Source organism: Pseudomonas sp. 1152_12 (genome assembly GCF_052850675.1).
In genome coordinates, this window is sequence record NZ_VXCW01000013.1 from 1 (window position 1) to 12,730 (window position 12,730).

Genomic DNA, 12,730 nt, shown 5'->3' on the forward strand with positions numbered 1-12,730 from the left:
TAAGCCCTCCATAAACCCCACCGACGTCAATCGATATCCCCTCTTTGGATAGCGATGTCCAAGCCTTGAACGATGCCTACAGGCAAAATGAGACGCTGGCTTTGCCCAGGTAAGTTGGTGTATCCAACGACCACCGACACGGGTACCACGGCGGTGGTCATTGAAGCTTTTGACCGCTTGTTTGAACAGAAGTCGCCGCAAGCCTTTATCGTTCTGCTTTGTTTAAGAGCAAGACGCTGGAAAGGCGGGCGCAACGGCTTTTGGTGGGTAGATTGCTATCCGCCGAATGCCTGTGAAGGCCGGCGCAACGTCGGGTCAAACGGATTAATCCTGGGCCCAATCGCCGCCGCCTCGCGTTTGAGCAACTCCACCACCATCGGCAAGCGGCTCGGCCCCAGGCGATCACTGATGGTTGCCACGCTCAACGCCGCCACCGCATGACCATCCCGATTGAGAATCGGCACCGCCAACCCGGCCATGCCTTCCAGCACGCCGGTATTGCGCGCTGCATAGCCGAGGTTACGCACATTCTCGACCTCCGAACGCAGCAGCACTTCGTCATACAGGTGAAAGTCCTTCAAGCGAGGCAAGTTGTAGCGGATCACCGTTTCACGCTCTTCCTCCGGCAAGAACGCCAGAATCGCCAGGCTGCCCTGCCCCACGCCTAGCGCCACGCGCCCGCCAATATCGCCGGTGAAGGTACGGATCGGATACGGCCCCTCGCTGCGGTCCAGGCAGATCGCATCAAAGCCGCTGCGCGCCAACAGGAACAGCGAATCGCCCAAAGAGGCACTCAGGCGCAGCATGCTCGGCCGCACCAGGTCACGCAGGTTGCCGGTTTTGCCCGCATTCGCCGCCAGCGCAAAAAACTCCAGGCTCAGGCGATAGCGCTTGCTGCGCGCATCCTGCTCGACCATGCCCTCCTCCATCAGGCTGCGCAACAGGCGGTGGGTGGTAGGCTGGGACAAACCGACCTGGTGGGCAAGCTGGGTCACGCGTTCGCCGCCCTCGGGTACTTCACCCAGGGTTCGCAACAGGGCAAAGAGCCGCGACACGCTACCGGCGCCCACTTCCTTGCTGCTCTCATTCCGCTCAGTGGAATCCATAACAGTTAATCCCGGCATCTATTTTGGTGAATGAATAAATCTGAAAATAAAAGTCCATTGAATGAAATTCCATCTTCCACCCATCCTAGTCTTCGTCCTAATCTGCGTCCACAGGGGCGAAATGAACAACAAAGGGCAGCCGACTCGAGATCGAGCGCCAACGCACCCGCAACACTTTTTTCGCATCTGCCCAAAACAAAAAAGCGCGTTTCGACGCGACTCAAAAAAGGTGGAACGCAAACATGGCATTTCTCCAACTCAACGCCTTGAGCAAACGCTATGGCGCCGTCGATGCGGTGGTCGCCACGGATCTTGCGGTGGAAAAAGGCGAGTTCGTTTCCCTGCTCGGCCCTTCGGGCTGCGGCAAAACCACCACCTTGCAAATGATCGCCGGTTTCGTCGACGTGAGCGGCGGGCAAATTCTGCTCGACGGCCGCGACATCACCCACGCCAAACCCGCCAGCCGTGGCCTGGGCGTGGTGTTTCAGAGCTACGCACTGTTCCCGCACATGAGCGTGCGCGACAACGTCGCCTTCGGCTTGAAGATGCGCAAAGTGCCGGCCACCGAGATCGCCAGCAAAGTCAAAACCGTGCTGGAACTGGTGCGCCTGGCGCCCCATGCCGAGCGCTACCCGCGTGAGCTGTCCGGCGGCCAGCGCCAGCGTGTGGCCCTGGCCCGCGCGCTGGTGATCGAACCGCCGGTGTTGCTGCTCGATGAGCCGCTGTCCAACCTCGACGCCAACCTGCGCGAGGAGATGCAGTTTGAAATCCGCCGCATCCAGTGCGCCGTGGGCATCACCACCTTGATGGTCACCCACGACCAGGCCGAAGCGCTGTCCATCAGTGACCGCGTGGTGGTGATGCAGGCCGGTCGCGTGACTCAGATCGACGCGCCCTACACCCTCTACGAACACCCACGCACGCGCTTCATCTCGGACTTCGTCGGCAAGGCCAACCTGCTGCCGGGCGACTACGACGAACTCGGCACCCCGCAAGTGCGCCACGCCAGCGGCGACGGCGAGCTGACCCTGAGCCTGCGCCCGGAAAAAATCACCCTGGTGGACGCAGGCAGCGGGCGCGTGCAAGGCAAAGTGCTCGACAGCTACTTCTTCGGCAGCCAATGGCTGTACCGCGTCCACACCAGCCTCGGCGAAATCACCGTGGTGCGCAGCAATGACGGCAGCGCGCCGCTTGGTTGCGGCGCAGCCGTGGGCCTGGACTGGCACGCCGGCTTGCTGCGCGTGCTGGCGGCGGATGAGGTGCGCGCATGAGTCGGGGTTATCTGCTGTCGTTGCCGGCCCTGGCGCTGTTTACCGGACTGTTGATTCTGCCGCTGGTAATGACCCTGGTGCTGTCGTTTAACGTGTTCGACTACCAAGTGGGCGTGAAGGCGGACGAATGGACCTTGGCGCATTACCTGTCGCTGTTCAGTGATTCTTACTTCTACGAGATCTTCTGGCGCACCTTCTGGATCAGCGCACTCGTGACCTTGCTGTGCGTGGTGATCGGCGTGCCCGAGGCCTACATCCTCAGCCGCATGCGCACGCCGTGGCGCTCAATCTTTCTGATCCTGATTCTCACGCCGTTGCTGATTTCGGTGGTCGTACGTGCATTCGGCTGGAGCCTGCTGCTTGGCGCCGACGGGCTGGTCAACCAAGTGATCCAAGCCCTCGGAGGGCGCCCGGTAAAGCTGCTGTACACGCCGTTCGCCGTGATCATTGCACTGGTGCACGTCATGCTGCCGTTCATGATCATTCCGGTGTGGACCTCCTTGCAAAAACTCGACCCGTCGGCAGAACAGGCGGCGCTGTCCCTGGGCGCGAGCCAGGCCACGGTGATGCGCAAGATCGTGTTGCCGCAGGTCATGCCCGGCGTACTGTCCGGCACGTTGATTGTGTTCGGGCTGGCCGCCAGCTCGTTTGCAATCCCCGGCCTGCTCGGCGGGCGCCGCCTGAAAATGGTCGCCACGGTGGTGTACGACCAGTACCTCTCGGAACTCAACTGGCCCATGGGCGCGACCATCGCGGTGGTGCTGCTGTTGGTCAACCTGCTGATCATGCTGAGCTGGAATCGCCTGGTCGAAAGCCGCTACAAAAAGTCCCTGGGGGTTTAAGCGCATGTCCAGAAACGGTCCTTTGGCCCTCGGTTTTCATGGTTTGGTGGTGCTGTTCATGATGGCGCCGCTGGTGGTGGTGTGCCTGGTGGCCTTCACCCCGGAAAACACCTTGAGCCTGCCCACCTCAGGCTTCTCCCTGCGCTGGTTTCGCGCAGTGTTTGAGCGTGCCGACTTTATCCAGGCGTTCTACAACAGCCTGATCCTGGCATTTACCGCCGCCACCTTGGCCACGCTGATCGCGGTGCCGGCGGCCTTGGCGATCAGCCGTTATCAGTTCCCGGGGCGCAACTTTTTCAGTGCGTTGTTCCTGTCGCCAATCATCATCCCGCACCTGGTGCTGGGCGTGGCGATGCTGCGTTTGTTCGCACTGATGGGCGTCAATGGCAGCTTCACCTGGCTGATGCTGGCCCACGTGGTGATCATCACCCCGTATGTACTGCGCCTGGTACTGGCGGCGGCCATCGGCATTGATCGCAGTGCTGAACAAGCAGCGCAGTCGCTGGGTGCCAGCCGCTTTACGCTGTTTCGCCAGATCACCTTGCCGATGATTCTGCCCGGTGTGGCCGGCGGCTGGTTGTTGGCGTTCATCAACAGTTTCGATGAGGTGACCTTGTCGATTTTCGTCAGCTCGCCGGCCACGCAAACCCTGCCGGTGCGCATGTACGTGTACGCCACCGAGTCCATCGACCCGATGATGGCGGCGGTGTCGGCGCTGGTGATTGCGTTGACCGCAGCGACCATGATTCTGCTCGACCGGGTCTACGGCCTGGACCGCGTGCTGGTGGGGAAACACTGATGGCGTTATTCAAACGACTGGCCGAAATCCAGCGCCCTGCCCTGGCCTTCACCCTCGACGGCCAACCGGCCACCGGCTTGCTCGGCGACACGTTACTGACCGCCATGCTGACCTGCGCCGAACACCTGCGCGGCAGCGATTTCAGCGCCGAACGCCGCGCCGGGTTCTGCCTGATGGGCGCTTGTCAGGATTGCTGGGTACGGCTTGAAGATGGGCGCCGCGTACGCGCCTGTTCGACGTTATTGGAAGACGGCCAGGCGATCAGCCGTGACCCGGGGCGCCACGCATGAAGCCGATCGTGATCGTAGGCGCAGGGCCGGCGGGGATCAGCGCGGCGCGCACCCTGCTCGACCATGGCCTCAAGGCTTGTCTGGTGGATGAAAGCCTGCGTGGCGGCGGGCAGGTTTATCGGCGCCAACCGGCCAACTTTCAGCGCTCGACCAAACAGCTGTATGGCTTTGAAGCCAGCAAGGCCGAGGCCGTGCACCGCACCATGGATGAGCTGGCGCCTTTGATAGATTACCGCCCCGAAACCCTGGTGTGGAACGCCGAGGATGGACGCCTGGACCTGTTGAATCGCGGCCACGCCGAGAGCATCGAGTACACGCAGCTCATCGTCGCCACCGGCGCCACCGACCGCATCCTGCCCGTACCGGGCTGGACGTTGCCCGGTGTCTACAGCCTTGGGGCGGCGCAGATCGCCTTGAAGTATCAAGGCTGCGCCATCGGGGAACGCGTGGTGTTTTGCGGCAGCGGGCCGTTGCTGTACCTGGTGGCTTATCAATACGCCAAGGCTGGAGCCAACGTGGTGGCGGTGCTCGACAGTGCGCCGTTCAGCGCCCAATGCCGCGCCTTGCCTGCATTGCTCGGGCAACCGGCGACGTTGGCCAAGGGTGTGTATTACCGCGCCTGGCTGACTGCCCACGGGGTTCCTGTGCATCAGGCTGCAACCCTGACGCACATCGATGGTGAGCAACGAGTCAAAAGCATTCGTTGGGGCGCGCATACAGTGCCGTGCGATGCCGTGGCGTTCGCCCATGCTTTGCGCAGCGAGACGCAACTGGTGGATTTGCTCGGCTGTGATTTTGCCTGGAGCAGCTTGGACCGCGCCTGGTTACCGGAGCGCGACAGCGCAGGACGCAGTAGCGTCCATGGCGTTTATTTAGCTGGCGATGGCGCCGGGATCATGGGCGCGGATGCCGCACAGATGGCCGGTGAGCGTGCGGCATTAGCGGTGCTGGAGGATTGCGGCATAGCTGTCGACCATCGCCGCGCGGCGGTGCTTGAGCAAAAACTGGCCGGTATCCAGCGCTTTCGCCATGGTTTGGAAACCGCGTTTCCCTTTCCGGAGCAGTGGGCCGCGCAGGCGCCGGATGCGTTGATGCTGTGCCGCTGCGAAGAAGTCAGCGTCGGCGAAGTGCGCGCGGTAGTGGATGAAGGCCACTGGGAAATCAATCGGGTCAAAGCCCACTGCCGCGTCGGCATGGGCCGCTGCCAGGGCCGCATGTGCGGGCTGGCGGCGGCGGAAATCGTGGCCGAGCGCAGTGGGCGCGGGATTGAACAGGTCGGCCGCCTGCGTGGCCAGGCACCGATCAAGCCGCTGCCGTTTGGTGTAGAGGTGCCGCCATGCTCGACGTGATCGTACTGGGCGCCGGTATCGTCGGCGCTTCGGCAGCCTTGATGCTGGCGCAAAAAGGTCAGCGCGTGGCGTTGGTGGAGCGGGACTTTTGCGGCTCGCATTCCAGTGGCGTGAACTATGGCGGTGTGCGCCGTCAGGGGCGGCCGTTGCATCAGTTGCCGTTATCGCAGCGCGCTCATCAGCTGTGGGCAGATTTGCCGGGCTTGATCGGCATCGACGGCGAGTATGTGCGCTCCGGGCATTTGAAGCTGGCGCGTAGTCATGCAGATTTTGCCGCGCTGCGGGTGTACGCCGAGCAAACCCGTGGCTTTGGCCTGGGCTTGCAGCTATTGGACTACGGCCAATTACGCGCACAGTTCCCTTGGGTGGGCGATATCGCGGTCGGCGCTTCGTTATGCCCTGAAGACGGCCACGCCAACCCGCGCCTGGTCTCGCCCGCCTTCGCCCGCGCAGCGCAGCGCCTCGGCGCCTCGGTCTACGAGCAGGCCGAAGTGATTCAAATCGAGCACGACGGCCAGCAGTTCCGGGTGCACTGCGCCAACGGCCTGCACCTGCAAGCGCCGTGGCTGCTCAACTGCGCCGGTGCCTGGGCTGGCACCGTCGCCGCGCAGTTTGGCGAAGCCGTGCCGATGACCTCGGCGCATCCGGCGATGCTGGTTACCGAGCCGCTGCCGGTGGTGATGAACGTGAGTACCGGCGTCGAAGGCGGCGGGATTTACGCACGCCAGGTCGCCCGCGGCAACTGCATCCTCGGCGGCGGCCGTGGCTTTGCGCTGGGCCCGCTGACGGCGCGTCCGGGGCAAGCGGCGGTGCTGGAGATTTTGCGCAACGCCGGCGAACTGTACCCGTTCCTCAAAGGTGCCCAGGCCATCCGTACCTGGAGCGGCACCGAAGGTTACTTACCCGATCACGAACCGGTGATCGGCCCCAGCAGCACCCAACCTGGCCTGCTCCACGGTTTCGGCTTTGCCGGTGCCGGGTTCCAGCTCGGCCCCGCCGTCGGTGAAGCCCTGGCAGAGATCGTCTGCAGCGGCGCCAGCCGCCACCCCATCGAAGCGTTTTCCATCCGTCGTTTCCAAGCCTGAGAGGAAAAACACCCATGCACACACGTATCGCGCTGTCCTGCTTGACCCTCGCGTTGCTCGCGACCACCGCCCATGCCGCGCCCACGCTGTACCTTGGCATGAACGGTGGCACCATGGAACGGGTGTACGCCGACAAGGTGCTGCCCGCGTTCGAGAAGGCCAATAACGTCAAGGTGGTGATCGTGCCCGGCACCTCGTCGGACATCCTCGCCAAGGTCCAGGCCAACAAAGACAACCCCCAAATGCACGTGATGTTTCTGGACGACGGCATCATGTACCGCGCCATCTCCATGGGCCTGTGCGACAAACTCGCGCCGAGCCCGCCGCTGGAGCAGATCCCGGCCAAAGCCAAGATCAAGGATCAAGCCGTGGCCGTGACCCTGGGCGTCACCGGCCTGGGTTACAACGCCAAGATGTTCAAGGAAAAAGGCTGGGCCGCACCTACCTCGTGGATGGACCTGGCCGATCCACGATTCAAAGACAAGGTGGTGTTCCAGTCCCTGGCCTCCTCCACCTTCGGCCTGCATGGTTTCCTGATGTTTAACCGCATCCAGGGCGGCTCCGAGACCAACGTGGAACCAGGCTTCAAGGCCTGGCCAAAAACCATCGGCCCCAACGTGCTGGAATACATCGCCAGCTCGGCAAAGATCTCCGAGATGGTGCAAACCGACGAAGCCGCGATCTTCCCCCTCACCCCGACTCAGGTCACCACGCAAAAACAGCTCGGTATCCCCATGGAATATGCGCAACCCAAGGAAGGCGCGGTGGTCCTGAACGTGGCCGAGTGCGTGATTGCGCGTAATGACCAGCCGGAACTGGCGCAAAAACTTGCAGCCTTTTTGCTGAGCGCCGAAGCCCAGGCGCCGGCCTTGGAGGAAGGCGACCAGATTCCTTCCAACCCAACCACGCCCACCACCGACAAAACCCGTGCGCGGGTGGAGGCGATGCAGGGTTACTTGCAGACGGCAATTTCGATTGATTGGGACCAGGTGAATCAGGCTCGGCCGGAGTGGAATGCGCGGTGGAGTCGGTCGATTGAGCGCTAGAGCCTCATAACGCCGCCTAGCGCCGAACTTTTTGGCGCTGGGTGCGGATTATTCTGCTGATGCGCTGGCGTTTTTGCCGCTGCTTAACCCATTCGTTGCGGGCTTCTCGGTGGCGTTTGCTGTTGAGCAGGAGCAGGGCCAACAGCGGAAACACAATGCCTAGTACATAGAACACCTTGTGAGGGCGATATTCGATGGTGGGTAAAACGCCTAGCAAGCACAAAAACATAATGACCACCGAAATCCATAGCCACGTGGGATAGCCACGGACCAGCATGAGGTTGCAGTGGGCAACTATCAAAGCGGAACCAAGCGTTGAAAAGAAAGAGTATTTGAGGTTTTCGCCAACTGGAAGTGCATCAAAATAACTGTCAAACATCATCGGAATGCCAATTCCCAAAGCAAGTATCTGGGCAAAATTAGCCGCCGCGAACACTGGAAAATAACGCTTCAGGAAGCTCCAAAGTTCTTCAAACGTCATCAGGTACATCATTCGTCAAACTCCTCATACAAGCCCACGGCAATTGTTCTAAGGTTTCCAGACATGCCGCTACCCGTCACCGTCATTGAGGCTCCAGTCACATCCTTGATCTGTAGGAGCGTTGAATGCCGCAGCTCGGCTTGCGAAAATCGCTTGGGTAAGTCCGCGGACAGCTGCTTTAACTTAAGAAGTTTTGAGCTTAAGTGCGGGTGATTGAGGCTGAGTAACTCCTTCGTCAGCTTTGCTCTCTCTTGTCGATTCAACCCTCGAAGCACATCGCGCCAAGTCTTCCCGGTAGACGTTTTGGTTGCGCGTGCTAACTTGACAGTCGCCAGGAACGAAGTACTCGCCCCAATCAACGAAACAGCATCCAGAATAGCCGTAGTGTGCTGATACCAAGGTTCGCTATCCAACCAATCGATCAGCGATGGTGCTGTAGCTTCCTTGTATGTTCGATAGAGGCCGTTGGCGCATTGACCGAAGCTTGCAACGAATGCTGCCCTGCCAACCACCGTTACCACACCACTCCAGCCAGCAGTAAATGGAGTCAGCGCTGAACTGCCTACCATCACCAACCAGCTCAGTAATGCGCTACCGCATGCGAATCCCATCCCAAGCGCCTCGAACACCAGCTGCGACTCCCGCGGCTCATGCTCCAACCGCCGGACAAAATCCAACCGCGCCATCGACGCTGGCATCTCGCGCAAAATCACGCGCTTGGGCAACACGCTACAAATCGGCAGAAATTCGCGCAACGTCACCGGCCACAACTGTGAATCGAGATACACCACCCCAGCCCCGGCAATCGCCGGGTCGGCATCAATGGCGGCAAACAGCCGACGTAGATCAATGCTGCTTTCTACCCGCTCACGGGTGGTGCGATGGGCGCTGGGGAAACCGTCCTTGAATACACTGGAAGCCATTCCTTACTCCTGATTTCACAAGAGCGCAGAGCGTATCCGGCAAGAATGTCGGAAAGTTTCCTTTTTCTAGACAGCCGCTTCCTGTTGTCAGCTTTGAGCCTTGTGGACAATCGTAGGAATAGGAAAAGTACACCCGCGCGATTTCCGGCGAACGATCAGACAAGGAGCAAGCATGGCAACGGATATGTTTTTAAAGCTTGGCGATATCAAGGGCGAGTCCAGGGACCAGGCGCATCGTGATGAAATCGATATATCCCGCTGGGGTTGGAGGATGACGCAGTCAGGGTCGATGCACAGCGGCACAGGCGGTGGGGCCGGCAAAGTCAGTATGGCCAATATCGCTGTCGAAAAATCTTTGGACAAATCCACACCCAACCTGATGATGGCCTGCGCAACCGGCAAGCACTATCCGCAAGCCCGGATCGTGGTGCGCAAGGCTGGAGGCGCCAGCAATGTAGAGTATCTGGTGATTACCTTGAAAGAAGTCATCGTTGCCTCCTATGAGACGCGCGCAGCAACGACCAATGACGTATTGACGGAGGAAATCAGTCTTAACTTTGCCAAGGTTGAAGTCAGTTACCAGCCGCAGGAAGCCGATGGCAGCAAGGAGGGTGGACCTGTTCGGTTCGGCTGGAACATCCGCGAAAATATCAAAATCTAGATAACAGGTGATCCCCGACTTAGTCGGGGATGACGGGCAACGCACGTTTGTGCGCGGTCTTGCGGTAGGCCCCTTCAACAGTCGCCCGCACCCGCTCACTCACCGGCTCGCCCATCAGGTACGCGTCGATTTCTGCATAAGTGCAGCCGTAAGCCTGCTCATCCGCCTTGCCCGGCGCCAACTCTTCGAGGTCGGCGGTCGGCAACTTGTGCACCAGGTTGCCCGGCGCACCGAGGGCGCTAGCCAGCAGACGTACCTGGGTTTTGGTCAGGCCCGACAGTGGCGCGAGGTCGCAGGCGCCGTCGCCGAATTTGGTGAAGAACCCCATCAACGCTTCGGCTCCATGGTCGGTGCCGACCACCAGGCCGTTGTGCAAGTTGGCCACAGCGTACTGCGCGATCATCCGTGTGCGCGCCTTGACGTTGCCCTTGATGAAGTCGACATGCGCGGCGCTGGCTTCAGTGGCCGTCAGGCTGGCCATCAGGCCGTCAACGCTGGCGGCGATATTCAAGGTGTCGATGTGATCCGGCTTGATGAAATCCAAGGAGGCCTGGGCGTCGCTTTCATCGGCCTGGGTTTTGTACGGCAGGCGCATGGCGATAAAACGCGCAGCGTAGTCTCCGGCACGCAGTTGCTCCACGGCCAACTGACACAGACGGCCCGCCGTCAGGGAATCGACACCGCCGCTGATGCCCAGCACCAGCGCCTTGCAGCCGGAGCTACGCAAGGTGTTTTTGATGAAATCGATGCGCCGCTGAACCTCCTGCGGCTCGCCGCCCTTGACCAGCGCGCGGTTGATGTTCAGTGCTTGGGCGATACGTGCCTGAGTTTGCATATCACACCTCTCTATATGACCTTAATTGACCTGTGTGCGGGCTTGCTCGCGAAGACGGCGTGTCAGCCAACCCTTTTATTGCTGACCCGCCACCTTTGGGAGCAAGTCCCCTCCCACAGAAAACACCTTCGCTGCGTACTGCAAAAACGAGGCGTCTTCGCAGACATTCTTGATCGGATCATCGGAAAACTTCACCACCGGTTCGCCGTGCACCCGCACCAGTTTCATCACGATGCTCAACGGCTCCACGCCGTCCACATCGCAAGCCAGGCTGGTGCCCATGCCGAACCCAAACTTGGCCTTGCCACGGATGTGCCGCAGGATCGGCAAGCATTTTTCGAAGTTCAAGCCATCGGAGAACATCAAGTCTTTGGTCATCGGGTCGATGCCCAGTTGCTTGTAACGGGCCAGCACCTTGTCGGCCCAGACAATAGGGTCACCGGAATCCTGGCGCAGGCCGTCATAGAGCTTGGCGAAGTACAGGTCAAAATCCTTGAGGAAGAAGTCGGTGCTGATGCAGTCGGTCAAGGCAATGCCGAGGCGGCCACGGTATTCACGCACCCAGTTTTCCAGCGCCGCGTTCTGGCTCTCGCGCAGGCGCCCCAGTTGCTGGTGCACCATCAGCCACTGGTGGGCCATGGTGCCGATCAGCGGTAAGTCAAACTCATAGGCCAGGTGCGCGTTGCTGGTGCCGACGAACTGGCCGGGGAAGTCGCGGCGCATGATATCGACCACTTCGCGCTGGGCCTTGAACGACAGGCGCCGGCGGGTGGAGAAATCGGAAACGCGCAGGTCGGCAAGCTCGTTATGACTGAGGTTTTTCTCCAGCCAGTCGAACTTCTGGTAGAGCTTACGGGTAACGTCTTCGAGGCTCACGTCGGGGTATTTGTCGCGGTTGCGCAGTTCGCTGACCAAGGCCAGCACTGGCTGCTCGAACATGATGCAGTGCAGCATCGGGCCGACCACGCGGATGTTGAGTTGGCCATCGACTTCGCTGACATGGATGTAGCGCAGGTTGAAGCGGAACAGGCCCAGAAAGCGCTCGTAATCCACAGTCAGGTACTCACGAAAGCGCGGATTGAACAGAAAACGCAACTCGCCTTCACGCATCTGCAGGCCGGCGAGCTTTTCCAGTTCGTCGCGCAACTGCGGGATCAGGTGGCCGAGCTTTTCCTTGGAGCGGATAATGAAGTTGTACTCCACGTCGACATTCGGATGCTGGTGCAGCACCGCCTGCATCATGGTGAAGGTGTAGTAGTCGGTGTCGAGCAAGCCCTGGATCACCGGGGACTCGTAGTCGTAGGCACTTTCCATGGTGTTTATCCTTAGCGCGTGGCCAGCGCGGCCAGTTCTTCGCGGGTGCTGCTGATGACAGCACCGGCCTTGAGCAACTCATTGACCGCCTGCACACCGCCCTCCTCGCTGATACCGCGGCAGGCCGGCAGGTGCAGCACCACTTCCAGGCCGGCATTGAGCAACTGCAAGGCGGTGGTCTTGACGCAGTAATCCAGGGCCAGGCCACCGACGATCACGCGACTCACGCCGTGGGCGTTGAGGTACTCGATGACGCCCGTGGACAGTTTGTTATGCAGGTCGTGGTAGCAGGCGCCGTAAGGGTGCAGGTCGGGTTCGACGCCTTTCCAGATGAAGTAATCGTAGTCATACGGAGTCGGCAGTTCGTCCAGCAAGGTAAAGCCCTCGGTGCCCGGCACGCAGTGGCTCACCCAGGTGACATCGGCGTGGGCCAGGCCGGTGGGTTGCAGCATCTCGCTGTGTTGCGTGACCACCCACGGTGCGTGCGGGGTGTGCGCATCTTTGCTGCCGACACGGTGGCCGGCCAGGCTGGCCATGTAGTTGAGTTCAGCACCGATCTGGTCACCGCCAGCCACCGGCAATTCGTTGGGGCACAGTGGCGTGAAACTCTTCTGGGCGTCGACGTCGAAGGAAGCGATGGCAGTTTTCGAGAGGGTCATGGTGGTTCTCCGGTGGCCTGAAAGCAAAAGTACACGTCATGTACTTTCATTGCAAGAAACATTTGATCA

14 protein-coding genes are annotated in these 12,730 nt (G+C 60.5%); 8 read left to right on the forward strand and 6 right to left on the reverse strand.

Translation table 11 applies throughout. From position 1 onward, the window contains the following. Window positions 1-275: 275 nt before the first annotated feature. The gene (locus tag FW764_RS22320) at window positions 276-1,106 is read right to left on the reverse strand and encodes an IclR family transcriptional regulator (RefSeq protein ID WP_446435740.1); all 831 of its coding nucleotides are present in this window, start codon (window positions 1,104-1,106) and stop codon (window positions 276-278) included. A 242-nt stretch (window positions 1,107-1,348) separates the two neighbouring features. Between FW764_RS22320 and FW764_RS22325 the strand changes: the two genes are divergently transcribed. The 7 genes from FW764_RS22325 to FW764_RS22355 are packed head-to-tail and all read left to right on the forward strand — an operon-like array spanning window position 1,349 to window position 7,788. Continuing rightward, complete coding sequence (locus FW764_RS22325) at window positions 1,349-2,377, forward strand: ABC transporter ATP-binding protein (protein ID WP_446435741.1); 1,029 nt, start codon at window positions 1,349-1,351, stop codon at window positions 2,375-2,377. After that, entirely contained in the window at window positions 2,374-3,219 is an 846-nt protein-coding gene (locus FW764_RS22330; protein WP_446435742.1) for an ABC transporter permease, read from the forward strand. Before FW764_RS22325 ends, FW764_RS22330 begins: the two co-directional genes overlap by 4 nt. A 4-nt stretch (window positions 3,220-3,223) precedes the next feature. Beyond that, the gene (locus FW764_RS22335; RefSeq protein ID WP_119736002.1) at window positions 3,224-4,018 is read left to right on the forward strand and encodes an ABC transporter permease; all 795 of its coding nucleotides are present in this window, start codon (window positions 3,224-3,226) and stop codon (window positions 4,016-4,018) included. Continuing rightward, complete coding sequence (locus FW764_RS22340; protein ID WP_446435743.1) at window positions 4,018-4,308, forward strand: (2Fe-2S)-binding protein; 291 nt, start codon at window positions 4,018-4,020, stop codon at window positions 4,306-4,308. The genes FW764_RS22335 and FW764_RS22340 overlap by 1 nt, the downstream gene beginning before the upstream one ends. Next, complete coding sequence (locus tag FW764_RS22345) at window positions 4,305-5,657, forward strand: FAD-dependent oxidoreductase (protein WP_446435744.1); 1,353 nt, start codon at window positions 4,305-4,307, stop codon at window positions 5,655-5,657. Before FW764_RS22340 ends, FW764_RS22345 begins: the two co-directional genes overlap by 4 nt. After that, window positions 5,645-6,742 carry an NAD(P)/FAD-dependent oxidoreductase gene (locus FW764_RS22350; protein ID WP_446435745.1) on the forward strand — a complete coding sequence of 366 codons (1,098 nt, stop codon included), beginning with the start codon at window positions 5,645-5,647 and terminating at the stop codon, window positions 6,740-6,742. The genes FW764_RS22345 and FW764_RS22350 overlap by 13 nt, the downstream gene beginning before the upstream one ends. A gap of 14 nt (window positions 6,743-6,756) precedes the next feature. After that, window positions 6,757-7,788: an ABC transporter substrate-binding protein gene (locus FW764_RS22355; protein WP_446435746.1), complete on the forward strand. Its 1,032-nt coding sequence runs from the start codon at window positions 6,757-6,759 to the stop codon at window positions 7,786-7,788. A gap of 16 nt (window positions 7,789-7,804) precedes the next feature. Here the strand turns inward: FW764_RS22355 and FW764_RS22360 are convergent, their stop codons facing one another. Continuing rightward, a complete protein-coding gene (locus tag FW764_RS22360) occupies window positions 7,805-8,281 on the reverse strand; it encodes a hypothetical protein (RefSeq protein ID WP_446435747.1) in 477 nt (158 codons plus the stop codon). Beyond that, complete coding sequence (locus tag FW764_RS22365; RefSeq protein WP_446435748.1) at window positions 8,278-9,192, reverse strand: NAD synthetase; 915 nt, start codon at window positions 9,190-9,192, stop codon at window positions 8,278-8,280. The genes FW764_RS22360 and FW764_RS22365 overlap by 4 nt, the downstream gene beginning before the upstream one ends. Before the next feature lie 172 nt (window positions 9,193-9,364). Here FW764_RS22365 and FW764_RS22370 point away from each other — a divergent pair, with 172 nt between their 5' ends. Next, window positions 9,365-9,853: an Hcp family type VI secretion system effector gene (locus FW764_RS22370; RefSeq protein WP_446435749.1), complete on the forward strand. Its 489-nt coding sequence runs from the start codon at window positions 9,365-9,367 to the stop codon at window positions 9,851-9,853. Between the two features lie 19 nt (window positions 9,854-9,872). On the opposite strand, the gene nadE is transcribed toward FW764_RS22370, so the two are convergent. The 3 genes from nadE to FW764_RS22385 form a co-directional block, all read right to left on the reverse strand. Next, complete coding sequence (gene nadE / locus FW764_RS22375; protein WP_446435750.1) at window positions 9,873-10,688, reverse strand: ammonia-dependent NAD(+) synthetase; 816 nt, start codon at window positions 10,686-10,688, stop codon at window positions 9,873-9,875. A gap of 75 nt (window positions 10,689-10,763) precedes the next feature. Next, entirely contained in the window at window positions 10,764-12,002 is a 1,239-nt protein-coding gene (pncB, locus tag FW764_RS22380; RefSeq protein WP_446435751.1) for a nicotinate phosphoribosyltransferase, read from the reverse strand. An 11-nt stretch (window positions 12,003-12,013) separates the two neighbouring features. Further along, a complete protein-coding gene (locus tag FW764_RS22385) occupies window positions 12,014-12,661 on the reverse strand; it encodes a nicotinamidase (protein ID WP_446435752.1) in 648 nt (215 codons plus the stop codon). Between the last annotated feature and the right edge of the window lie 69 nt (window positions 12,662-12,730).